The following is a 23,681-nucleotide window of genomic DNA, read 5'->3' on the forward strand; positions in this document are numbered from 1 at the left end:
GCGCGAGCATGCGACCCACCCTACGCGCCCGACGGCCGGCCGGGTAGCCGATCGGGCGTACGGGTGCGCCCGGCCCGACCAGCGTTCCGGCACGCCCGGTACCGGGTAACTTGACCGGCGATGAACATTCTCGCGCTCGATCTGGGCACCTCCTCGGTACGTGGGCTGGTGCTGGACGAGGACACCCAACCGCTGCCCGGCGCCCTGGCCCGGCGGAAGGTCAACCTCGCCCTTGGCGACGACGGCACCGGCACCCTCTCCGGTCCCGTCTACCTCGCGTGCCTGATCGAGTGCCTGGACGAGCTGGCCGAGGGCGGCCACCTGCGCGACGTCGAGCTGGTGGCCGTCTCCGCGCAGTGGCACTCGGTGGTCCCGCTGGACCGTGACGGCACCCCGTTGGGCCCGGTGATCACCTGGCTGGACACCCGGCCGGCGCCGCTCGACGGGGCGTCCGGGCCGGCCGACCCGGACGACTTCCACCAACGCACCGGCTGCTGGTGGCACCGCTCCTACTGGTCGATACGGCTGCCCTGGCTGCGCGAGATGTCCGGCACCCCGATCAACCGGTTCGTCGGCCTGCCCGAGTACGTGCTGGGCGAGCTGCTCGAGGCCGCGCCGATGTCGGTCTCCCAGGCCTCCGGCACCGGCCTGCTCGATCTGGGCAGCCTGCGCTGGGACGAGGAGGCGCTGGCGCTGGCCGGTACGCGACCGTCGGAGCTGCCGCCCCTGGGCGAGCTGGAATGGCACGGCCGGCTACGGCCCGACCGCGCCCGCCGCTGGCCGCAGCTGGCCGAGGCTCGGTGGTCGCCGCCGGTGGGCGACGGCGCGGCCTCGAACGTCGGCTCGGGCTGCGTCGATCCGAGCCGCGCCGCGGTCACCGTCGGCACCTCCGCCGCCGTACGCCTCATGCAGCGCGTCCCGGCCGGCGGGCCGCTGCCCCGGCTGCCCGAACGGTTGTGGCGTTACCGGGTCGACCACGACCACGTGGTGACCGGTGCGGCGTACTCCAGCGGCGGCAGCCTCTTCGCCTGGGCCGACCGGGAGCTGCGGCTGCCCCGGGGCGCCGAGCTGGACGCGGCCCTGGCGCTGGTGCCGGCGGGCGGTGGGCGACCGGCGGACCCCCGCTTCGGGGGTGACCGGGCGCCGGGGCTGGCCCCGGCGGGCACCGGCGAGGTACGCGGGCTCAGCTTCGGCACCACCGCCGTGGACATCCTGGCCGGGCTGATGCAGGGGCTCTGTGAGCTGGTCGCCGAGGACCTGACGGTGCTGGAGTCCACCGTCGACAAACCGGTCGAGGTGGTGCTGGGCGGCGGCGCGGTGGCCGCCTCGGTGTGGTGGCGGCAGGCGTTCGCGTCCGCGCTCGCGCCGCGACCGGTGTCGCACCAACGCAACCCGGAGATCGGCGCCACCGGCGCCGCACTGGTGGCGTTGGGCCGTTTCGGTGACGCGGTCGAGCTCGCCGACATCGGCCGGACGGACGAGCTGGTCTTGCCGACCACGACAGGACGTTCCCACCCGCAGTATCCTTCGTGAACTTCCTCCCCGTCCGGGCCGTTGACAGCGCTCCCGAGCCTGGTTGGATGGACTGCGCTCCCCGGACCGCGGTGGACGCGGCAGGACGGAGGAGGCAGGGTGGCGGTAGGTCCCGACCCGGTGAACGGCGCGGTGTCGAACCATCGCCGGAGTCGCTTCGATGTCCGGGTCGTTCCGCACCGGCGACGCTCGCCGTTCCGGCTGCGGGACTGGCGGATGAGCACCAAGCTGGCCACCGTGCTGGTGGTGCCGTCGGTGGCGTTCCTGGTGCTCGCCGGCGTGCAGACCAGCGCGCTGGTGGGGCGGACGACGGCGCTGAACGACTTCGCGCGGCAGGTCGGCATCGGTCGGCAGATCACCGCGGCCGTGCACCAGCTTCAGCAGGAGCGGGACCGCTCGGCGGGGGAGCTGGGCGAGCTGCGCAGGGGCGGGGACCGGGAGATCGCGTCCACCGCCCTGAAGCCGTTGCAGGCGGCCACCGATCGGGCCATCGTGGACCTGCGACGGGCGGCCGAGCCACTGGCCGACGCCGACGCGTCCTGGCGGGTCGCCTTCTCGGAGGTGCTGGAGGCGTACGACCAGGTGGTCGACATCCGGCCGTCGATTCCGCCCGCGGTGCTCAGCAGCGACACCATCCTGAGCAACTACCACCGAGCCGTCGACACGCTGCTCGACCTGCTCGCCGAGCCGACGCCGGGCCAGGAGCGGCCGGCGTTGAGCGACGCTGTCCTGCGCTACGTCCAGATCGCCCGGGTCAAGGAACTCTCCTCGCGGGTCCGGGGCCAGCTCTACGCCGCCGCCCGCGCCGGTCGGTACGGCACAGAGGACCGGGTGCTCCTCACCGACCTGCGGGCCCAGCAGTTGACCGCGCTGGGCGCGTTCCGGGTGGCCGCCACCACCGACCAGATCCGCCGGTACGACGAGACCTCGGTGGACCCGGTGTTCCTGGTCGCCACCCAACTGGAGGAGCGCAGCCTGCCCGTCGGCGACGCGACGCCCGAGGTGCTGCCCTCGGAGCAGTGGTGGGCGGCCAGCCAGCAGCGCCAGGAGCTGCTGCGCCAGGTTGAGGCGGGGGTGCTCGACGACGCTGTCCGGCAGGCCGACGGCGCCAGCAGCGGCCAGTTGAGGACCACCCTGCTGGTGGCCGGTGGGGTCGTCGCCGTGCTGCTGGTCGCCCTGCTGATCTCGCTGCTCGTCGGTCGTTCGGTCGCCCGGTCGATGCGGTTGCTGCGTAGCCAGGCGTTGCGAATCGCGCAGGTCGAGCTGCCGGACGCGCTGGACCGGCTGCGGACCGTCACCGGCGGGGTGCCGGGCATCGAGGTCGCGCCGGCGGTGGTCCGTTCGCTCGACGAGATCGGTGAGCTGGCGGAGGCGTTCGTCGCGGTGCACCGTAGCGCGGTCACCGTGGCCGTCGAGCAGGCGACGATGCGGCGCAACGTCAACGCGATGTTCGTCAACCTGGCCCGGCGCAGCCAGGTGCTCGTGGAGCGCCAGCTGGAGCTGTTGGACGACCTGGAGCGCGAGGAGAGCGACCCGGATCAGCTGGAGAACCTGTTCAAGCTCGATCATCTGGCCGCCCGGATGCGCCGTAACGACGAGAGTCTGCTGGTGCTCGCCGGCACCGAGTCGACCCGCCGGTGGAACCGGCCGGTCGGCCTCGGCCCGGTGCTGCTGGCGGCCGCGGCCGAGATCGAGCAGTACCAGCGGGTCCGCATCGAGTCGGTGGGCGACGTGCACGTGGTGGGGCATGCCGTCGGTGAGCTGGTGCACATGCTGGCCGAGCTGTTGGAGAACGCCACCGCCTTCTCCCGCCCGGACACCGTCGTGTCGGTGACCGCCCGGATCGAGGCCGCGGGCGCGCTGATCGAGATCACGGACCGTGGCCTGGGCATGAGCCCGGCGGCGCTGTCCGAGGCGAACGGGGTGCTGGCCAGCCCGCCGGCTGCGGACGTCGCGACGGTCGAGCGGATGGGCCTGTTCGTGGTCAGCCACCTGGCGGCCCGGCTCGGCGTGCGGGTGCGGTTGGAGGGCGGCGACAACGGCCTGGTCGCCCGGCTGGCGCTGCCCGCGGCGTTGCTGGCTCCGGCCGGCGCGGTGGAGCTGAATCCGCCGGCCTCGGCCCGGATGCTGGCGGCGGGCGCCGCGCGGGGCGTCGGTGTGCAGCGGATGTCCGGTGCCGCCCGGTCCGCGGGCTCGTCCGAGCCGGCCGTCGCGCCGCTGGACCTGCCGGTTGCGGGCCGCCCGCCCACGACCACCGTGCCGCGTCAGGCCCGCCCGGTGCCGGTCCGGGCCGAGGACGTGCTCGCCCCGGCGCCGTCGGGCGTCGGCGGCGGTTGGTGGTCGCGGGAGGGTCCGGCCGGACCGGCGGTGCCGGGGCCGGTCGTGCCGCCGGCCACCCCGGTGACGGCCGGCACGAACGAGCGGGGCCTGCCGATGCGGGTGCCGATGGCGCAGCTCTCCGCGGTCACGCGTTCGGCCCAACCGGGGTCGGCGCCCGCGCGTGACGACCTGGACCCGGAGGCGGTCGGTGGCATGCTTTCCCGGCTCTACAACGGGGTACGGCGTGCTGAGGCCGAGGACACCACCGAGATACCCGTGCCACCGTCCGGGGGGCACGATGAAGGGGGACGACGACAGTGACGACGTTGAGCCAGGAGGCACGGGACCTGAGCTGGCTGGTGAGCGCGTTCGCGGAGCGGGTGCCGGGTGTGGCGCACGCGGTGGTGGTCTCGTCCGACGGGCTGCTGGTGGCGATCTCCGACAACCTGCCCCGCGACCACGCGGACAAGCTCGCCGCGGTGACCTCCGGGCTGATGAGCATCACCGCCGGCGCGGCCCAGATGTTCGACGGTGACGTCGTCAAGCAGACGGTGGTCGAGATGGGCCGGGGCTACTTCCTGGTGATGCAGGTGCGGGACGGGTCGATCCTGGCCACGTTGGCCGCCGGGGACGCGGACATCGGCGTGGTGGGCTACGAGATGGCTCGGTTGGCGAAGCAGGCGGGGGAGATGCTCACTCCGGCGCTGCGGGCGGAGTTGCAGCAGGCGTTGCCCCGCTGACCGGGCCGGCCGTGCCCCGGACGGTCAGCGGCTCGTCGGAGCCGCGCGCCGGGGCCCGGCTGTCCGGGCGGGCGGTTTCAGAAGCCGCCGTCGGCGATGACCGCGCGGTACCAGTGTGCGCTGCTCTTGAGCACCCGGCGCTGGGTCGGATAGTCCACGTAGACCAGTCCCCACCGCTGGTCGTACCCCTCGGCCCATTCGAAGTTGTCCAGCAGTGACCAGACGTGGAAGCTCTCCAGCGGCACCCCGGCGGCGATGGCCCGGTGCGCGGCGGCCAGGTGGTCGCGCAGGAAGCTGATCCGGCCGGCGTCGTCGACGCTGCCGTCCGTGGCGAGGGCGTCCGGCGTGGGTAGGCCGTTCTCGGTGACGGTGAGCGGGATCGGGCCGTACTCGCGGGTGACCCGGGTCAGGATGTCGTACATCCCGTCGGGGTAGATCTGCTGCCACTCGGCCTCAGAGGTCGGCCAGCGGCGTTCGGTGCCGCCGTCGGCGGTGACGTAGATCGGCGTGTAGTACTGGACGGCGAGCAGGTCGACCGGCGAGGAGATGACGGCCAGGTCGCCGTCGCGGATGCCGCGGGCCATCCGGCTCTGCGGGCCCAGGTCGGCCAGTACGTCCTGCGGGTAGCTGCCCTTGAGCAGTGAGTCGAGGTAGAGGCGGTTCTCGTAGCCGTCGTAGAGCCGGGTCGCCGCGGCGGCCTGCGGGGAATCGTCGGCGGGGTAGCAGGGGTGCAGGTTGAGGGCGGGGCCGATCCGGCCGGTGCCGCCCGCGGCGCGCAGCGCGCGGACCGCGAGCCCGTGGGCGAGTTGCAGGTGGTGGGCGACGAGGTAGGCCGCGTCCGGGTCCTGGCGTCCGGGGGCGTGGTGGCCGCCGAGGTAGCCGTTCTGCACGACGGTCTTGGGCTCGTTGATGGTCAGCCAGGCCGGGACGCGGTCGCCGAGGGCGCGGAAGACCGCGTCGGCGTAGTCGGCGAAGCGGTGGGCGGTGTCGCGGGACTCCCAGCCGTCGGCGTCCTGCAGGGCCTGCGGCAAGTCCCAGTGGAACAGGGTGGCCATGGGGGCGATGCCGCGTTCGTGCAGGCCGTCCAGGAGCCGGCGGTAGAAGTCGAGCCCGCGCTGGTTGGGCTTGCCGCTGCCGTCGGGTTGGATCCGTGGCCAGGAGATGGAGAAGCGGTAGCTGCGCAGCCCGAGGTCGCGCATGAGGTCGAGGTCCTCGACGTACCGGTGGTAGTGGTCGGCGGCGACGTCGCCGGTGTCGCCGTTGCGGGTGCGCCCGGGGGTGCGGCTGAACGTGTCCCAGACCGACTCGCCGCGGCCGTCCTCCTTGGCGGCGCCCTCGATCTGGTACGCGGAGGTGGCCGCGCCCCAACCGAAGTCGCGGGGGAAGCGCAGCGGGCCGGCGGGCCCGGTAGGTATCGACATGGATTCTCCTCGTGGATACAGGGCAACCGCCGAAATTCGGGAGCGCTCCCAGGATAGGGCAGGGGCGGCCGCCCCGGTGAGCCGGCCGTCGTGCCGGCCGGCTGTGGCGGGTTGCGGCGGTGGGGGCCCCGGACAGCGAACGAGGCCGACCGGGCGGCGCGCAGCGCCTGTCCCGTCGGCCTCTTTTCCCATCGTGAACGGGGGTTTAGTGTGGGGACGGGGGAGGGCAACCCCCGTCCCCACCGTAACTGCACACACACGGGCGGATTGGGTCCTGCCGTGCGTGTCGCGCGGGAGCCGGGCCACGCGAGTGGCTCTGGTTCCACCTCCCTCCATGTGGCGGGATGATGGCTGACGGCGGCGTCCGGGCTGGCCCGTCGTCAGCCCTCGGGCTGGTTCCCCGGGCCCGTCAGAGGCGGTCCCGGTGATCTTCTAGTTGGAACCATCATCGATGGAAGCGCTCCCATCGATGATGCTGCGACTGTAACGCCCGTCACGGCTTTGTGAAAGCCCCAAAACGAGATCGAAACACGGCGTCGACGCGACCTGCCGTGCGCTTGTTGTGGGAGCGCTTCCATGGCACACTGTCGATTCGACGCGACAGGAGCCAGATCGCGCGAACGCGGGTCCGCCGAGGGCAACCGGTAGCACGACCTCCGGTCACGGCCACCCCACCGCAGCCGGCGGGACCTCCCGTGCGGGCCGCACCGCCGTACCCCCGGCCCGGGCCCGGGAGACCACCTTCCCGGCGCCTCGAATTCCCCGCGCACCACCACCCTCGCGGGCGGGCGCCCCGCCGGGCACACCCCCGGCCTGGTCCGAGGAGACACCGCGCTCATGAGACATCTGGCACGACGCCGTCGAGTGGCGATCATCGCCGCCGCCGCGCTCGCCGTCGGCGGGGTGACCCTGCCCGCCGGCGCCGCGCAGGCCGCACCGGCCTGCGACGTGGTCTACGCGACCAACGACTGGAACAACGGCTTCAGCGCCAACGTGACCATCAAGAACCTCGGCGACCCGCTCACCGGCTGGACGCTCACGTTCGCCTTCCCCGGCAACCAGCGGGTCACCCAGGGCTGGTCGGCACGATGGAGCCAGACCGGCAACCAGGTCACCGCCACCAACGAGTCGTGGAACGGCAACCTCGGCACCGGCGCCAGCACCAACATCGGCTTCAACGGTTCCTACACCGGCACCAACGCGAAGCCCACCTCGTTCGCGGTCAACGGGGTCACCTGCGGCGGCGCGCCGCAGCAGCCACCGACCGTCGGGCTCACCGTGCCGGCCGGCCCGTTCGAGGCGCCGGCCGACGTGCCGCTGACCGCCACCGCCAGCGACCCGGACGGGACCATCAGCAAGGTCGAGTTCTACCGCAACGGCCTGCTCGTCAACACCGACACCACGGCCCCGTACGGCTACACCCTCGAAGACCTGCCGGCGGGCGTCTACACCGTGCAGGCCAGGGCGTACGACAACGCCAACCTCAGCGCCATCGCCGAGCGGTCGTTCACCGTGACCGCAGCCTCCGGCCCGACGCTGATCGCCACGCCGTCCGCGGTCACCGTCGCCGAGGGCGGCAGCTCCACCGTCAACGTCAAGCTCAGCGCCGCTCCGACGGGGACGGTGCCGGTCAGCCTGGCCCGCACCGGCGACGCCGACATCACCGTCTCGCCCGCGACGGTCAGCCTCACCCCGAGCAACTGGAACACCGGGGCCACGGTCACCGTCGCGGCGGCGGAGGACGCCGACACCGCCGGTGGCACCGCCACCGTCACCGCCTCGGCGACCGGCTACGCCCCGCTCACGATCACCGCGACCGAAGTGGACAACGACACCCCCGGCGGCGGTGACAACACCTACGTCACGCGCTTCCTCGACCAGTACGGCAAGATCAAGAACTCGGGCTACTTCAGCCCCGAGGGCGTGCCCTACCACTCGGTCGAGACGCTGATCGTCGAGGCGCCCGACCACGGGCACGAGACCACCTCGGAAGCGTTCAGCTTCTGGATCTGGCTGGAGGCCCAGTACGGTCGCGTGACCCAGAACTGGGCGCCGTTCAACAACGCCTGGACGGTGATGGAAAAATATATAATTCCGAATCATTCAGACCAGCCGACGGCTGGGGCCGCCGGGACCCCGCAGTACGCCGCCGAGCACGACCTGCCCAGCCAGTACCCCTCGCAGTTGGAACCGTCGGTGTCGGTGGGTCAGGACCCGCTGCGCGGCGAGCTGCAGTCCACCTACGGCACCGGTGACATCTACGGCATGCACTGGCTGATCGACGTGGACAACACCTACGGCTTCGGCCGCTGCGGCGACAAGACCACCCGCCCGGCCTACATCAACACGTTCCAGCGGGGCACCCAGGAGTCGGTCTGGGAGACCGTGCCGCAGCCGTCCTGCGACACCTTCACCGCCGGCGGCCAGTACGGCTACCTGGACCTGTTCATCAAGGAGTCGGCCGCCCCGGCCAAGCAGTGGAAGTACACCAACGCCCCGGACGCCGACGCCCGCGCCGTGCAGGCCGCGTACTGGGCACTGACCTGGGCCAAGGCGCAGGGCAAGCAGGCCGACGTGGCGGCCACCGTGGCCAAGGCCGCCAAGATGGGCGACTACCTGCGGTACTCGATGTTCGACAAGTACTTCAAGAAGATCGGCAACTGCGTCGGAGCGAGCGCCTGCCCGGCCGGCAGCGGCAAGGACTCGGCGCACTACCTGATGTCCTGGTACTACGCCTGGGGAGGCGCGTACGAGACCAACCAGAACTGGTCCTGGCGGATCGGCTCCAGCCACAACCACTTCGGCTACCAGAACCCGTTCGCGGCCTGGGCGCTGACCAACACCCCGGAGCTCAAGCCCCAGTCGCCGACCGCGACCGCCGACTGGACCAAGAGCTTCGAGCGGCAGTTGGAGTTCTACACCTGGCTCCAGTCGGCCGAGGGCGGCATCGCCGGCGGCGCGACCAACAGCTGGGGCGGCAACTACGGCCAGCCGCCGGCCGGCACGTCCACCTTCTACGGCATGTACTACGACGTCGACCCGGTCTACAACGACCCGCCGTCCAACCAGTGGTTCGGCATGCAGGCCTGGTCGATGCAGCGGATCGCCGAGCTGTACCTGCAGACCGGCAACGCCAAGGCCAAGGCGCTGCTGGACAAGTGGGTGCCCTGGGCGATCGCCAACACCACCGTCGGCGCCAACTGGTCGATCCCGTCGGACATGAAGTGGACCGGCCAGCCGACCACCTGGAACCCCACCAACCCGCAGCCCAACACCGGACTGCACGTCGAGGTCACCGTCAAGGGGCAGGACGTCGGCGTCGCCGCCGCCTACGCCCGGACCCTGATCGCGTACGCGGCCAAGTCGGGCGACGTGGCGGCCAAGAACACCGCCAAGGGGCTGCTCGACGCGCTGCACGCCGCCAGCGACGCCAAGGGTGTGTCCACCACGGAGAAGCGCGGCGACTACCGGCGCTTCGACGACACCTACGACGCCGCCAGCGGGCAGGGCCTCTACGTCCCGCCGGGCTGGACCGGGAAGATGCCCAACGGTGACGCCATCGCCGCCGGCAAGAGCTTCCTGGACATCCGGTCCTTCTACAAGAACGACCCGGACTGGCCCAAGGTGCAGGCGTACCTGAACGGTGGCGCCGAACCCAGCTTCAACTACCACCGGTTCTGGGCTCAGGCCGACGTCGCCATGGCGTACGCCGATTACGGCAACCTGTTCCCGAACGGCTGACAGCGCGCCGGGGTGGGTGGCGCGCCGCCCACCCCGGTGTCCGGCCGGGTCCGGGGGAACGACGGGACCCGGCCGGCGGACGGCCTGACACCCACGGTCAGGCCGGGGTGGGCCGGCCATCCGGCCGACGCAGCGGGTCGGCCGGCCCACCCCACCGCCCAGACTGGAGGCTGCCGCGAAAAAGCCCAGAAATTCGGGCCGTCGCGGGATCACGCCGACGACCGGGACGGAGTAACGTACGTCACCGGAGAGGCCGCTCCCCCCGTGGCGGCCTCTCCACTTTTATGCCCTGTTCTCCCGGCCGGTCAGGTCACCGGGACGGGGTGGCGGGCTCCTCGACGACCGGGTGCCGCAAACCCGGGTGCCCGGGCGGCAGCGATCGACGCAGCACCACCCAGCTCACCGCCAGCGCCGCCGCGACCAGCGGCCAGGTCAGCGCGACCCGGGCCACCACCAGCGCGAGCACCTGCCCGCTCAGGTACAGCGGCACGAACACGGCCACCCGCAGCACGTACGTCGCCGTCCAGACCCAGCTCGCCCGGCCGTACGCGCGCAGCAGCGCCGGGTCACGCCGCCACCGGGAGCGCTGACCCAGCACCGCGCCGACCAGCACCCCCAGCAGCGGCCAGCGCACCGCGATGCTGACCGCCCAGGCCAGCGCGCTCGCGGCGTTGGAGAGCAACTGGATCAGAAAGAAGTTCTCGGCTCGGCCGGTGCGTACCGCGATCAACGCGGCGACGCAGACGGCGAGCAGCCCGATGAGCACCGAGCGCGGCCGGTCGCCCCGACGCAGGCGGACGCCGGCGACCACCGCGCCGACGGCCAGCGCCGCGCCGACCCCGGCCCAGATCGACTCGCCGCCGACCAGCCAGCCCACCGCGAACGCCACCGGCGGCAGGGTGGCGTCGATGGCGCCGCGCCGCCCGCCCAGCAGATCCGTCAGCGACTCGGTCCGGGCCGCCCCGCCAGCGCCCGCGCCGGCCCCGGTCCGCCGCTCCGAATCGGGCGTGACCTGGCCGGCGTCCCCCTCCGGTGTGCCGCTCACCGCCACCTCCTCGCCTCCGCCCCAACCTAACCGCCGTCGCTCGGTGGGCCACCGGCCGCCCGGCCGACACCGGCCGCTACGGTGTGCGGATGCGCGCGACGGCAAGGGGTTGGACCGCGGTCTGGTTGGTCGTCATGGCCCTCGTCCAGGTGGCCGCCTTTCTCGTCGTCTGGCGGGTGGCCGTGCACACCGAGATCGGCCAGTGGGTCGACACCGTCGCGTTGACCGGCAACCGGATCGGCCAGGACCGCATCGACGGCCCGGTGGACAAGCTCCTCAACGCGATGTCGGTGGTGTCCCTGCTCGCCGCCACCGCCGTGATCGGGTTCATCGCCCTCATCCGGGGGCGGATCGCCCTGGCCATCACCGCGACCCTGCTGATCGCCGGGGCGAACGTCTCGACCCAGCTGCTCAAGTACGGGCTGAACCGCCCGGACTACGGCCTCGACCCGGAGCGTGCCGCTGTGGGCAACAGCCTGCCCAGCGGGCACACCACGGTGGCCGCGTCGGTGGCCGTCGCGCTGATGCTCGTGCTGCCGGCCAAGGTGCGGGCGGTCGGCGCCTTCCTCGCCGCCGCCTACGCCGCGGCCGCCGGAGTGGCCACCCTCTCCGCCGGCTGGCACCGGCCCAGCGACGCGGTCGCCGCGTACCTGGTGGTGGGCGTCTGGGCGGCGCTGGCCGGGCTGGTCCTGCTGATCACCCAACGGGAGCAGGCGCAGGTCGCCCCCGGCGACGCGCACCGGCTCGCCGCCCTGCTGCTCGCCGCCGCCGGCGTGCTCGCCCTGATCGCCTCCGGGCTGGCCCTGTCCTGGTTGGTCGAGCTGCGCGGCACCGGGCCCGACGAGCTGAGCCGCCGACCGCTCTTCATCGGGTACGCGGGCAGCGCCGCCGGCATCGCCGGCACGATGGCGGTGGTGATGTCGCTGGTGCTCATCGTCGTGCACCGGCTGGTGCCCCGGGTGAAGGGCTGAGCACGCGCGTGGACCCGACCCGTGCGGCGTTCCGCGCCGAGTGCGCCCGACTGGCCGAGGTCCTGGCCGAACTGGACGACGCGGACCTCGACCGGCCGACCGGCTGCCCGCCGTGGACCGTGCGGGAGCTGATCGCGCACGTCCGCACCGGCATCGGCCGGGTGACCGACATGCTCGCCGCGCCGGCCCCGCCGGCCGCCGAGGTGGACGCGGCCACCTACTTCGGCGCGGCGAAGTTCACCCCCGAGGTGGACGCCGACCGGATCGCCGGCGGGCGGCGCGACGCGCGGCAGGTGTCCAGGGAGACGCTGCCGGAAGACCTCGACCGGGTCTGGCGGGCCGCCGACGTGGCCGTCGACGCGGCCCCGCCCGAGCGGGTGGTCCGGACCCGGCACGGCGACGCGATGCGCCTCGCCGAGTTCCTGCGGACCCGGGTCGTCGAGGTGGGTGTGCACGGCCTCGACCTGGCCGCCGCGCTGGACCGCCCGCCGTGGCTCACCGCGCCGGCGGCGGCGGTGATCGTCGACGTGCTCACCGGCGGGCGGCCGGCGCCGGCCGAGTTGCGCTGGGACCAGCTGACGCTGATCCGCAAGACCACCGGGCGGGCGGCGTTGACCGGCCCGGAACGCGCCGCGGTCGACGCCGCCGGCTTCCGCTGGCTCGCCTTCGGCGGCTGACCCGCTGCCGCTGGCTCGCCCTCGGCGAGCTGACCCGGTTCCGCTGGCTCGTCCTCGGCGAGCTGACCCGGTGCCGCTGGCTCGTCCTCGGCGAGCTGACCCGGGTCCGCTGGCTCGGCTTCGGAAGCTGACTGCGGTCAGCTCCCCGAGCGGGGCGCGGGCACGTGCGGGGCGACGCTGCGCAGGTGCGTGAGCACCACCGGGTCGATCCGCCCCGGCACCAGCCGCTCTTCCAGGTTCTCCAGCCCCGCCCAGGAGACCAGCGCGTCCTCCGGCCCGTCGTCGGCGACCGGGTGACCCAGGGCGGTGAGCAACGCCGCCACCTCGTCGGCCACCGCGCCGCTCAGCTCCAGCAGCGTGGCCGGGTCGGGCCGGCTGAACAGCAGGGTGTGCACGGCGAGCAGCCGACCCAGCTCGGCTACCGGATCGGGGTGGTCGTCGACGCGCAGGTCGATCAGCACGTCGCTCCTGCCGCCGTACCCCCCGCCGCGCTCGACCACCAGCAGGCCGGCGCTCTGGCGGCCTCGCCGGTCGCCGCCGGCCTCGTCACCGGCGCGCAGCGCGGCGACCAGCCGCTCGGCGAACGGCAGCGCCGTACCGGCCAGCCAGGCGTCGCCCAGCGCGTCGACGACCTCCGGGCCGGTGAGCACGTTGCCCTGCGCGGCCCAGCCGTCGCCGGTGCGCCCACCGGCCCACGGGTGGCAGGCCGGTCCGGTCCAGCTGGCACCCGGACCGCTGGCACCCACCACACCGAGCTGGCGGTGCTCCCGCTCGGTGTCGGCGGCGATCAGGCCGGCCACCACGTCGGCGGCCGGCACCCCGGTGCGCAGCAGGGTCAACCCCTGCGGGCGGTAGGCGAGGTTGACGTGCGCCTGGGTGGCCAGCGCGCCGACCTGGGCCTCCGCGGCCGGCACGAGCGCCCCGGCGGCGAGGAACTTGCTGGCCACGACGACGCCGTGCAACCGGCTGTCGGCAGAGCGGGCCACGAGGGAGAAGGTCACCCGCCGAGATTAACCTGCCCCGCCGACCTGACATTCACGTGAGTCGACTGGTCAGAACGGGGTGGCGGCCGCCTCCGGTGGGGTGCCGCGTGCCCGCCGGGCGTCGGCGACGGCAACGGCGGCCAGCACCAGCACCCCGGCGGCCGTCGCCACCACCCCGGGCAGGAACAGCAGCGGCACCGCCACCGCCGCGAGCGCCAGGATGGCGATCCACCGGGACGGGGAGACCCGCCCGAACACCTCGTACTCGAAGCGGGCCCGGCCGGCCAGGAACAGCGCCGGCCCGCCGAGCACCATGGCCAGCCACGACCCGGGGATCCGCTCCAGCGGATGCTCGATGATCAGCTCGTAGCCGACCGCGGTGGCGGCCAGGCCGAGCACCATCACCAGGTGGGTGTCGGCCGCCGACCGGCCGATGTTGGCCGGGTGCCGGGCCTTCGCGACGGCCTCACCCAGGATCTGCCCGGCGCGCTGGAAGTAGATCCGCCACAGCACGATCGTGGTGGCCAGCGCCAACGCGAACGCCACCGCGTGCCCCGCCTCGTACGGCCCCTTGCTGTACGCGAAACCGGCCACCAGGATCGTCTCGCCCAGCGCGATGAGGAAGAACTGCTGGTAGCGCTCGGCCAGGTGTTCGCCGGCGATGTCCCACTTCGAGATCGTCGACCGGCCCAGCCCCGGCACCGGCCAGCCAGCCCGCCCGGCCACGTACTCGATGGCCAACGCCAGCGTCCAGGACACCACCTGCATGTTGGTCGACAGCATCGACCCACCGATCCAGAACACGCCGCTGGTGCCGTACACCACCGCCATCCGCACCTTCAGCCGTCGGTACGGGTGCGGCCCCAGCGCGATCGACAGGATCAGCGGCCGGGACACCTGCGCGACCACGTACGCCACCGCGAACATCAACGCGGTCTGACTGAACGCGCGGGGGATCGCCACTCCCATCACCATGCTGCACACCAGCGCGGTCATCACGACGGACTGCAGCGGCACCTTGTACGGGTCGTACCGGCTGGTCGTCCACGCGGTGCCCTGCCAGAGGGCCCAGAGCGCGAGCAGCAACAGCAGGGTCTTTCCGCTCCCGGTGACCGCCGCCCACCCATGCGCCCGACCCGGGTGGTGGGTCAGGTCCTCGAACGCGCGCGCGGTGATCCGGGTGAGCGCGAAGACGTAGACCAGGTCGAAGAAGAGTTCCAGGAAGGTGGGCCGGCCCGGCTCGCCCGCCGCGGGAACCGGCTCCAGGCGTCCGGCTGCCTTGAAGCCCACGATCAGCGGCCTGCGCCGGCGGTGCGGTCCACCCGGCAGTCGTAACACCGCCCGAGGGGGCGGGTGGCCCGATACCGGCAAATCCGCCCGGTTCGGGGATCTTGCTCGCGGGCCCCGTCAACGGGCACGATCGATCGGTGACGAATCGATGGGGCATGACGGTGCCGTTGGGCGGGATCCCGCTGGCCGACCACGCCGCGGTCTACGCGACGCTCGACCGGGCCGGGTTCACCGACGTGTGGTCCTCCGAGGTCGCCGGGACCGACGCGTTCACCCCGCTGGCGCTCGCCGCGGCGTGGCAACCGCGGCTGCGGCTGGGCACCGCGATCACCCCGGTCTTCACCCGGGGGCCCGGGTTGCTGGCGATGAGCGCGGCGGCGCTGGCCGAGGCCGCCCCGGGCCGGTTCGCGCTCGGCATCGGCGCGTCCTCGCCGGTGCTGGTACGCGACTGGAACGCCGTGCGGTTCGACGAGCCGTTCCGGCGTACCCGGGATGTGCTGCGCTTCCTGCGCGCCGCGCTGCGCGGCGAGACCGTGGACGAGGTCTACGACACCTTCACCGTGCGCCGGTTCACCCTGGAACGGCCGCCTGCGGTACCGCCGCCGATCCTGCTCGCCGCGCTGCGCCCGGGCATGCTCCGGCTGGCCGGCGCGGAGGCGGACGGCGTCATCCTCAACTGGCTCAGCGCCGACGACGTGCCACGCGCCCTCGCCGAACTGGGCGAGCGCCGAGCCGGCTTCGAGGTCGCCGCCCGGATCTTCGTCTGCCCCACCGAGGACGCCGGGTACGCCCGCAAGCTGGGCCGCCGGCTGATCACCAGCTACCTCACCGTCCCGGCGTACGCCGAGTTCCACCGCTGGCTCGGCCGGGACGAGGTGCTGGCGCCGATGTGGGAGGCCTGGGCCACGGGTGACCGGCGCGGCGCCGGCGCCGCCGTGCCGGACGAGGTCGTCGACGCGTTGGTGCTGCACGGCTCCCCGGAACACTGCCGCGCCGAGGTGCGCCGCTACGCCGACGCCGGCGTCGACGTGCCCGTCTTCGCGTTGCTGCCCACCCCGGAGGTGACCGCCGGCGGCGCCGCGGCGCTGACCACCCTCATCGCCCAGTTGGGCACCGACCCCGTAGGAGCGTCGACGTGAACCTCACCGACCGGATCGTGGTGGTCACCGGCGGCGCCGGCGGCATCGGGGCGGCGCTGTCGCGCCGGTTCGCCGCCGAGGGCGCGGCCGCCGTGGTGATCGCCGACCTGGACGGCGACGCGGCCCGCGCGGTGGCCGAGGGCATCGGCCCGGTCGCGCACGCCACCGCACTCGACGTCACCGACGAGGATCAGGTCCGCGCGCTGGTCGACGACACCGAGCGGCGGTACGGCCGGATCGACCTGTTCTGCGCCAACGCGGGCGTGACCACCGGCGGGGGAGTGGAGGTCGACGACGCCGGCTGGGATCGGGCGTGGCGGGTCAACGTCCTCGCCCACGTCTACTCCGCCCGCGCGGTGCTGCCGGGGATGCTCGCCCGTGGTGGCGGCCACCTGCTGCACACCTGCTCGGCTGCCGGTGTGCTGACCGCGGTGGGCGATGCCGCGTACACCGCGACGAAGCACGCCTCGGTGGGCTTCGCCGAGTGGCTGGCCATCACCTACCGGGACCGGGGCATCCGGGTCAGCGCGCTCTGCCCGCAGGGGGTGGACACCCCGATGCTCGCCGACGGGATCGTCGAGGGGCACCTGGGGACCCGGGTGATCGCCGCCTCCGGTGCGGTGCTCACTCCGGACCAGGTCGCCGACGCGACCATCGCCGGGCTGGCCGAGGAGCGTTTCCTGATCCTGCCGCACCCGGAGGTCGCCGACTACGCGCGCCGCCGCGCCGAGGACCCGGACGGCTGGCAGGCCGGCATGCGCAAACTCATCCGCCGGCTGCAGCGGTCATGACTCCTGCCGTACGGCGGTCAGCAGGGTCATCCGCCGGGGTGCGGGTGCCTGGTGGACGTCGCGGAAGCCGGCCTCGGTGAGTTGGTCGGCCACCCACTCCGGCGCGATGCGCAGCTTGCGGTAGGAACTGGCGGACAGCGTCCAGTCACGTTGGCCGTCGCGTTGATGAAGCAGGTCGTGGACGGTGACGACGTCGGGCTCGTACTCCAAGAAGCAGGTCAGGATCGAGTCGGCGTCGGCGTGCACCGGGATGAACCGGCCCGTCCCGGTGAGACTCGTGGTGAGGTCACGGAAACTGAGAATGAGGCGACCGCCCGGAGCCAACGCCGCGGACAGATCGGCGAAGAGTTGGGTGACGGCCCGGCGGTCCGGCAGATGGGTGAGGGTGTCCCCCATGCATACCGCCAGTTCGACGGTGCCGGCCCGGAGGTTCGCCGCGACCTGGCTCAGGTCGTCGTGGACAACGCGGATCGCCGGATGGTCAGTGGCGTGCAGCTCCAGTTCGGCGAGGAGCTTGGCGCTGCTGTCGACCGCCAGGATGCTCGGATAACCCAACCTGGCCAGCGCGACCGACTGGAAACCCGAGCCGCAGCCGAGGTCGACCGCCAGGCCGGTGCCGCTCGGCTCCGCGACGCCGGCGCGACGGAGAGCACCAAGCTGCTCCTCGACGAGGGCCGGGTAGGGCGCACCGAACATCCACGTGTAGTGGTCGGCGAGAAAGTCGTCGTAGTGCGGGTTCATCAACGCTCCACCCTGGTCGTCTGCGGCTGTGGCCCAGGCCGTGCCGCAAGGTCCACCGATCGCCGGTCGTCGTTCCCTCAGTTTGCCGTTGAGTAAGCCACCGGATGGGCAAGCCGGTCATCCCCCAGCGACGGGAACGCCCTCCCCTTCGCAGGGGAGGAGGGCCCGTCGGTCAGGCTCCTGCTCATCGGGGGGACCGGCGGGCGCGGCGCAGGGGAGTGGGGTGCACGGACCAGAGCAGGCGGCGCCACCAGGGGCGCGCCGAACGCAGGGTGGCCACGTAGGCGGTTGCCACCTCGGCGGCCCGGGCGGCCTGGTCGGGCGTTGCGGCACCCGGGGCGAAGCCCACCTGGTTGAGCAGGGCCGCCAACTCGTCGACCGCCAACTCGTCGACCGCCGGCCCGTCGAGCGCCGGCCCGTCGCCGACCGTGCCCGCTCGGGCGTCGGCGAGGGCCCGGCGGGCGCGCCCGGCGACCTCGGTGGCGGCCAGGTCGCTCCCGACCGGCCTACCGGCCAGCCGGAGCGCGTCCGTGACCTCCCGCCAGGCGCCGGCGATGCGCTGACCGGGATCGCCCCGGCCGAGCCGGGCGCGGGTGAGCGAGCGACGCATCGCCAGCAGGGTGAGCAGCAGGGCCCCCACCAGCAGCAGCAGACCACCGCTACCGCCCGCGACCAGCACCGGAGTGGACACCCCACCCTGGCCGGCCGGCCCGTCGGGGGCGGCCACAGGCTCCGGCGAGGCGGTCGGCTCCACGGTGGGCGCCGGCGCCTCCGACGGCGGCGGATCCTCCGGCGTCGGGCGGAAGTCCTCCTCCACCGGTCTCGGCTCGTTGTCCGGGCGGGGCAGCGGATCGAACGCCACCCAGCCCAAGCCGTCGAAGAGCACCTCCGGCCAGGCGTACGCGTCGCCGGCCCGCACCGGCCCCTGCCCGGTGGACTCGAAGCCCACCACCACCCGGGTGGGCAGCCCGGACAGCCGCCCGAGCACCGCGAACGCGGCGGCGAACTGCTCCGAGGTGCCCCGCTGCCCGCCCGCGTTGCGCGGGCCGAAGAGGAAGAAGCCCAGGTTCGGGTACGCATGCCCGCTCGGCGCGTCCGCCACCACCCGGTAGTGCTCGGCCAGGAACTGCTCGATCGCCGCCGCCCGCGCGTACGGGGCGCCGTTCTCCTCGGCGAGTTGCGTGGCCAGCCGGCGCAGCGGGTCCGGCACGCCCTCGGCGACCCGCAGCACCCGGGCCACCTCCGCGCCGGCGGGGACGTTCGCGGTGGCCAGCAGGTTGTTGTCCGGCTTCTCCCGAGCCGAGGTCACCGTGTACCGCAGCCCCGGGGTCAGCCCCTCCGGCCGGATCAGCGTCCCGGTCGCCGGGTCGTACGCCACCCGCGCGCCGCTGACCTCGCTCGGGGTCGCCACGGCGGGCAGCAGCCGGCCGCTGAGGTCGGCCACGGTGATCTGCTGCCGGACCGTCTCCACCGTGCTGTCCCGGGCCGGCGTCGTGGCCGGCAGGATCCGACCGGCGTTGCGGTACGTCGCGCCGACCCGCCAGGTCACCCCGTCGTAGTCGCTGAGCACCGCGAGGCGGATCCGCACGCTGTCGGTGGCGTCGTCCGCCGTACCCGGCTTGCCGTCGGTGCCGCCGTCCGGCCCGCCGCTCGGTGCGCCGCCGGCCGGGGGTGCCACGGCGCCGGGACGGACCGTGCTCACGTCGAGCAGCTTCTGCTCCGGGTTCAGGGCCCACCCGGAGATCCGGATCAACGGGTTCTCGTCCAGCGTCTGCACCTGCGGCGGCTCCACGTACCGCCGGGGGTCCACCGGCCGGCCGTCGACCTGACCGGCGAGCACCGGGCCGAGCAGCGCCACCAGCCCGACCACCAGGGCCACCCCCAGCGCCGCGGTGGCGGCGAGCCGGACCCGCACCGCCGCGCGGACCCGGGGGGCGAGGTCGGCGGCCGGATCACCGCCGGCAGCCGACCCAGCGGCGGGCGCCGCCAGGCCCACCGCGGCGACCGCGACGAACGCCACCGTCGCCCCGATCGCCGGTTCGGCGTTCGGGCCGACCACGTAGAGGGCGGCGGCGTAGAGCCCCGCCGCCGGCAGGTATCCCAGCAGCACCCGGCCGGTGCGCAACGCCACCTCGGCGCCGGCCAGCCCGGCCAGCCACGCCGCGACCACCGGCATCAGCACCGTGTCCGGCGTGGGCTCGACCGGAATCATCGCGGTGAGCAGTCGGGGGATGCCGTTGCGCGCGGCGTCCGCGGTCACCTCCAGCAAGCTGCCCGGCAGGTCGGCGCGGGTCGCGGACAGCCGCAGCGACCACAGTGTCCAGCCGACCATCGCGGCCACCGACACCGGCGCCACCAGCCAGGAGGGCAGCCGTCGGGCGGCCACACTGACCAGCACCGAACCGGCCGCGGCGCCGATGACCAGCTGGGTCAGCAGGTCTCCGGCGTACACCCGGCCGAGCACCACCCCGGCGAGCGAGGTCAGCCCGATCAGCGCCAGCGGGACGACGGCGGCCCGCAGTGCCCGCCCGACCCGGCCGGGCCAGCTCCGCTGCGCCGGCCCCTCGATCGGCGGCGTGCCCGCGCTCGTCCCGGGCCCCGCCGGACCGGCGGTGGTCGCCGGGGCCGGTCTCTGCCGGCCGACGCCCGTCACCACCGGCGCACCCCGTCCCACTCGGCGGCGAACTGCGCGCCGTCGGCCGCGTCGACCACCACCAGGCCCGCCGCGCCGGGCGGCGTCGGCTCGGCCGCGCCGAACACCCCGACCGCCACCGACGGGTACGCGCCGCGCAGCGCGCCCACGTGCCCCAGCTCGCCACGGCCACCCGGCCCGGTCAGGAAGATCAGCGTGTCGCCGAGCCGGTCCTGGCGCAGTCGGGTGGTGGCGGCGCGCAGCGCGTCGTCGTCACCGGAGAGCTCCGCGGCGGCCAGGCGGTCCAGCGGCCCCAGTGGACCGTCATCGCCGTCCACCGTGCTGTCGGCACGGTCGCCGCGCCCCGGCTCGGGCGACGTGGCCAGCTCCACGGCGACCAGCACCAACAGCACCGGCAGGTCCGCGCGGTGCGCGGCGGTGACGACCGACGCCGCCGCCTCACAGGCCGACTCGAACGACTCCGCCACCCCGTTCACCCGGTCGGGATGCGCGGCGACGCGGTTGTCCAGCAGCACCACCAGGCGGGGCAGGCTCGTGTCCACGTTCTCCCGCACCATCAGCTCGCCGACCCGGGCGCTGGTGCGCCAGTGCACCCGGCGCAGCTCGTCGCCCACCACGTACTCCCGCAACGAGTCGAACGTGATCGACCCGTGCGGAACCCCGTCCACCCGGCCGTCGAGGCTGCGCCCCGCACCGGTGGGCACCGCCGTCAGCGGATGGACCCTGGGATGCACCCACACCGGCGTGCTCGCGCCGTACGGGCGGGCCAGCGCCACCAGGCCCAGCGGGTCGCGCCGGGTCACCCGCAGCGGCCCGACCGGCACCACCCCACGGCGGTGGGTCGGCACGTCGTAGCGGACCTCGGTGTCCCGGCCGGGCCGCAGGCGTAGCAGCGGCACCGGCACCGTGCGGTCTCCACACCGGTCCTCGGCCAGCAGGTTCGCCGAGCGCAGCCGGCCGGTGTTGCGCACGGTCAGCGTCATGCTCGCCGGTTCGCCGCGGGCCACCCGGTCCGGGTCCGCCCGCCGCGTCACCGTCAGCCGGGGCCGCCAGGCCGCGGTCAGCGCCGCGTAGCCGACGGCCGCGCCGGCCGCCGCCCCCAGCAGCGTCAACTCGGGGTACGCGAACCGGAAGCCCACCCCGAGCAGGACGACGGCGGCGACGAGCAGCCCGACCCCGCGGGCGGTGATCCCCATGCCGCTGCTGCCGGTCAGCCCTGCACCGGTGCCGGCTGCCCCGACGGCAGCGGCACCGGCACCGAGGCGACGGCCTGGCGCAGCACCTCCGCGGCGGTCATCCCGCGCACCTGGGCGTCCGGGGTGAGCAGCAGCCGGTGCGCGAACACCGGTTCGGCGAGCGCCTTCAGGTCCTCCGGCATGATCCAACCTCGCCCGTCGATCAGCGCGTACGCGCACGCGGCGCGGGTCAGCGCGATGACGCCCCGGGGGCTCACCCCGACGCGTACGTGCTGGTGAGTGCGGGTGGCGGCGGCCAGCCGGACCGCGTACGCGTAGAGCGGCTCGGCGATGTGCACCCGGCGGGCCATCCGCACCATCTCCCCGACGGTGGCGGTGTCGGTGACCGGAGTGAGCGCCTCGGGGGACCGGACGGTCGCGCCGCGCAGCACCTCGATCTCGACGGCCTCGTCCGGGTAGCCGACGGAGAGCTTGACCAGGAAGCGGTCCAGTTGCGCCTCGGGCAGCCGGTAGGTGCCGTCCATCTCCACCGGGTTCTGCGTGGCGACCACCAGGAACGGCGCGGGCACCGGGTGCCGGACCCCGTCCACGGTGACGGTGCGCTCCTCCATCACCTCCAGCAGCGCCGACTGGGTCTTCGGCGACGCCCGGTTGATCTCGTCGGCGATGACGATGTTGGCGAAGACCGGCCCGGGATGGAACTCGAAGTCCCGGGTCGCCTGGTTGAAGATCGTCACACCGGACACATCGGAGGGGAGCAGGTCGGGAGTGAACTGGATGCGCCGCCACTGACCCTTCACCGTGGCGGCGATGGCCCGCGCCAGGGTCGTCTTGCCGACGCCGGGCACGTCCTCCAGGAGCACGTGACCCTGCGCGAACAGCGCGGTCAGCGCCAGCCGGACCACCTGCGGCTTGCCGAGCACCACCGCGTTGACGTTCTCGGCCAGCCGGGCGGCCAGCGCGGCGAAGCCCTGCACCTCCGGCTGGGTGAGCGGCTCGTGGGTGTTCACGGTCGGTGGTGCTCCTTGCCTGGCTGGTTCAGCAGGTGGGCAGGACGTTGATGGTGTCGCCGCCCTCCAGGTTGAGCCAGGCCCACGGAATGTAGTTCTTCCCGCTGTACTCGACCTGCACCCACCAGGTGCTCTGCTTGTTGTTGTTGTAGATCCACGAGTCGACGTTCGCGCCGGACTTCTTGCAGTACGCCTTCAGCCGGGTGCCGGGCTTCGCCCAGCCCACCTGCTTGTCGTTGTCCTGCCGGGCCACGGAGAAGATCTCGTTGCCGTTGCGGCCGTCGACCTCCTTGTTGCAGTAGGTCCGCTGGTCGCCGTCCGGCCCGTTGTTGCACGTCGCGATGCCGTAGAGCGCCGCGGTGGTCTGGGCCCGCGTCGCGGTGCCCTTGCCGGCGGCGTTGCTGGCGGTCACCGTGAACGTGTACTTCGTGCCCGGCGTCAGCCCCGGCACCGTGATGCTGGAGCACGCCCCGGCCTTCGCCGGCTCACCCGGCGTACTCACCGAACAGGTCGCCTTGCCGCCGCCCGCGTCCACCGTGAACGTGACAGTCGCCGAGGTCGCGGTGGCCGACGAGCCGGTGACCGTGACCCGCGGCTCGGCGACCGTGCGAGCGGTGGCGGTGGCCTCCGGGCCGGGCCCCGCCTCGTTCACGGCCTTCACCTTCACCGTGACGTTCTGGCCGTTGCCCAACCCGGTGACGGTGGTCCGGGTGTCGGTCACCTCGCTGCTGCGCCCACCGACGTCCACCAGGTACTTCGTCACCGGTCGGCCGTTCGCCTCGGCCGGCTCCCACCGCACGGTGATCGCGCCCGGCTGGGCGGCGACCGTGCCGGCCCGCAGATCGCCCGGCCGACCGGGCGCCGCGAACGGCACCACCGTGTTGCTGACCGGCGAGGCCGCCGAACCGGCGCCCTTGTCGTTGACCGCGACCACGGTGAACGCGTACTGGGTGCCGTATTCCAGCTCCCCGGCGGGCACCACCAGCTCCGTCTTCGTCGACTCGCCGGCCGGCGCGTTCGTCCCCGCCGAGCTGGCCGTCACCGCGTACTTCGCGATCTTGTTGCCCTGCCCGTTCGCCGCCGGCCACTTCACCAGCACCGTGCCGTCCGGCCGCTCCTGCGCCGTCACGCTGGCCGGCGGATCGGGCACGGCAGCCGTGGGGGTGACCGGGTTGCTGCTGCGCGACGGACCGTCGCCCTTGGCGTTCACGGCGTGCACCGCGAACCGGTACGTCTCGCCGTTGGTCAGGCCCTTGACCTCCACCGCACGCTGGTTGGCGCCCACCTCCAGGCGCTGTCCGGCGCCCTGCACGACGTACTTCATGATCTCGGCGCCGTTCGCGGCGGCCGGCCGCCAGCTCACCCGGGCCTGGGCGTTGCCGGCGGCGGCGGTGACGCTGCGCGGCGCGCTCGGCTTGCCCACCCGGGGCT

Annotated in this window: 17 protein-coding genes; 8 read left to right on the forward strand and 9 right to left on the reverse strand. The window is 73.7% G+C overall.

The window, feature by feature from the left end:
- Window positions 1–120 precede the first annotated feature (120 nt).
- The 3 genes from EAD89_RS21055 to EAD89_RS21065 all read left to right on the forward strand — a co-directional run bounded on the left by EAD89_RS21055 (window position 121) and on the right by EAD89_RS21065 (window position 4,592).
- Entirely contained in the window at window positions 121–1,533 is a 1,413-nt protein-coding gene (locus EAD89_RS21055) for a gluconokinase (protein WP_121676931.1), read from the forward strand.
- Window positions 1,534–1,632: 99 nt separating this feature from the next.
- Entirely contained in the window at window positions 1,633–4,173 is a 2,541-nt protein-coding gene (locus EAD89_RS21060) for a nitrate- and nitrite sensing domain-containing protein (RefSeq protein ID WP_233578877.1), read from the forward strand.
- Between the two features lie 5 nt (window positions 4,174–4,178).
- The gene (locus tag EAD89_RS21065; protein WP_197701306.1) at window positions 4,179–4,592 is read left to right on the forward strand and encodes a roadblock/LC7 domain-containing protein; all 414 of its coding nucleotides are present in this window, start codon (window positions 4,179–4,181) and stop codon (window positions 4,590–4,592) included.
- 77 nt (window positions 4,593–4,669) lie between these two features.
- Here the strand turns inward: EAD89_RS21065 and EAD89_RS21070 are convergent, their stop codons facing one another.
- Window positions 4,670–6,013 carry a GH1 family beta-glucosidase gene (locus tag EAD89_RS21070; RefSeq protein ID WP_121652583.1) on the reverse strand — a complete coding sequence of 448 codons (1,344 nt, stop codon included), beginning with the start codon at window positions 6,011–6,013 and terminating at the stop codon, window positions 4,670–4,672.
- Window positions 6,014–6,859: 846 nt separating this feature from the next.
- Between EAD89_RS21070 and EAD89_RS21075 the strand changes: the two genes are divergently transcribed.
- A complete protein-coding gene (locus tag EAD89_RS21075; protein ID WP_199733579.1) occupies window positions 6,860–9,754 on the forward strand; it encodes a glycoside hydrolase family 48 protein in 2,895 nt (964 codons plus the stop codon).
- A 310-nt stretch (window positions 9,755–10,064) separates the two neighbouring features.
- Here EAD89_RS21075 and EAD89_RS21080 read toward each other — a convergent pair whose 3' ends face one another.
- Window positions 10,065–10,697 (reverse strand): DUF3159 domain-containing protein, encoded by a 633-nt coding sequence (locus EAD89_RS21080; RefSeq protein ID WP_121676941.1) that lies wholly within the window; start codon window positions 10,695–10,697, stop codon window positions 10,065–10,067.
- Window positions 10,698–10,882: 185 nt separating this feature from the next.
- Between EAD89_RS21080 and EAD89_RS21085 the strand changes: the two genes are divergently transcribed.
- Together EAD89_RS21085 and EAD89_RS21090 are read left to right on the forward strand one after the other, a co-directional pair.
- Window positions 10,883–11,770 (forward strand): phosphatase PAP2 family protein, encoded by an 888-nt coding sequence (locus EAD89_RS21085; RefSeq protein WP_199723262.1) that lies wholly within the window; start codon window positions 10,883–10,885, stop codon window positions 11,768–11,770.
- Window positions 11,771–11,778: 8 nt separating this feature from the next.
- A complete protein-coding gene (locus EAD89_RS21090; RefSeq protein ID WP_233578879.1) occupies window positions 11,779–12,447 on the forward strand; it encodes a maleylpyruvate isomerase N-terminal domain-containing protein in 669 nt (222 codons plus the stop codon).
- A 137-nt stretch (window positions 12,448–12,584) separates the two neighbouring features.
- Here EAD89_RS21090 and EAD89_RS21095 read toward each other — a convergent pair whose 3' ends face one another.
- Window positions 12,585–13,448 carry a DUF1028 domain-containing protein gene (locus EAD89_RS21095; protein ID WP_121676933.1) on the reverse strand — a complete coding sequence of 288 codons (864 nt, stop codon included), beginning with the start codon at window positions 13,446–13,448 and terminating at the stop codon, window positions 12,585–12,587.
- Between the two features lie 51 nt (window positions 13,449–13,499).
- Entirely contained in the window at window positions 13,500–14,720 is a 1,221-nt protein-coding gene (locus EAD89_RS21100; protein ID WP_233578881.1) for a low temperature requirement protein A, read from the reverse strand.
- 155 nt (window positions 14,721–14,875) lie between these two features.
- Between EAD89_RS21100 and EAD89_RS21105 the strand changes: the two genes are divergently transcribed.
- Both EAD89_RS21105 and EAD89_RS21110 read left to right on the forward strand, forming a co-directional pair.
- Window positions 14,876–15,859 (forward strand): LLM class F420-dependent oxidoreductase, encoded by a 984-nt coding sequence (locus tag EAD89_RS21105; RefSeq protein ID WP_121676934.1) that lies wholly within the window; start codon window positions 14,876–14,878, stop codon window positions 15,857–15,859.
- Window positions 15,856–16,650, forward strand: coding sequence for an SDR family oxidoreductase (locus EAD89_RS21110; protein ID WP_121652578.1), 795 nt, complete (start codon window positions 15,856–15,858; stop codon window positions 16,648–16,650). The genes EAD89_RS21105 and EAD89_RS21110 overlap by 4 nt, the downstream gene beginning before the upstream one ends.
- On the opposite strand, the gene EAD89_RS21115 is transcribed toward EAD89_RS21110, so the two are convergent.
- The 5 genes from EAD89_RS21115 to EAD89_RS21135 form a co-directional block, all read right to left on the reverse strand.
- Window positions 16,645–17,391 carry a bifunctional 2-polyprenyl-6-hydroxyphenol methylase/3-demethylubiquinol 3-O-methyltransferase UbiG gene (locus EAD89_RS21115; protein ID WP_121676935.1) on the reverse strand — a complete coding sequence of 249 codons (747 nt, stop codon included), beginning with the start codon at window positions 17,389–17,391 and terminating at the stop codon, window positions 16,645–16,647. The genes EAD89_RS21110 and EAD89_RS21115 overlap by 6 nt on opposite strands.
- A gap of 184 nt (window positions 17,392–17,575) precedes the next feature.
- Window positions 17,576–19,960, reverse strand: a complete 2,385-nt coding sequence (locus EAD89_RS21120; protein WP_121676944.1) for a transglutaminase domain-containing protein — start codon at window positions 19,958–19,960, stop codon at window positions 17,576–17,578.
- A gap of 80 nt (window positions 19,961–20,040) precedes the next feature.
- Complete coding sequence (locus tag EAD89_RS21125; protein WP_121676936.1) at window positions 20,041–21,240, reverse strand: DUF58 domain-containing protein; 1,200 nt, start codon at window positions 21,238–21,240, stop codon at window positions 20,041–20,043.
- A 14-nt stretch (window positions 21,241–21,254) separates the two neighbouring features.
- Window positions 21,255–22,250: a MoxR family ATPase gene (locus EAD89_RS21130; RefSeq protein WP_121676937.1), complete on the reverse strand. Its 996-nt coding sequence runs from the start codon at window positions 22,248–22,250 to the stop codon at window positions 21,255–21,257.
- Between the two features lie 28 nt (window positions 22,251–22,278).
- Window positions 22,279–23,681 (reverse strand): fibronectin type III domain-containing protein (locus EAD89_RS21135; protein ID WP_147458844.1); only part of this gene is annotated, 1,403 nt, incomplete at its 5' end.

The sequence above is a fragment of the Micromonospora sp. BL4 genome (genome assembly GCF_003667505.1).
Lineage (GTDB): Bacteria > Actinomycetota > Actinomycetes > Mycobacteriales > Micromonosporaceae > Micromonospora.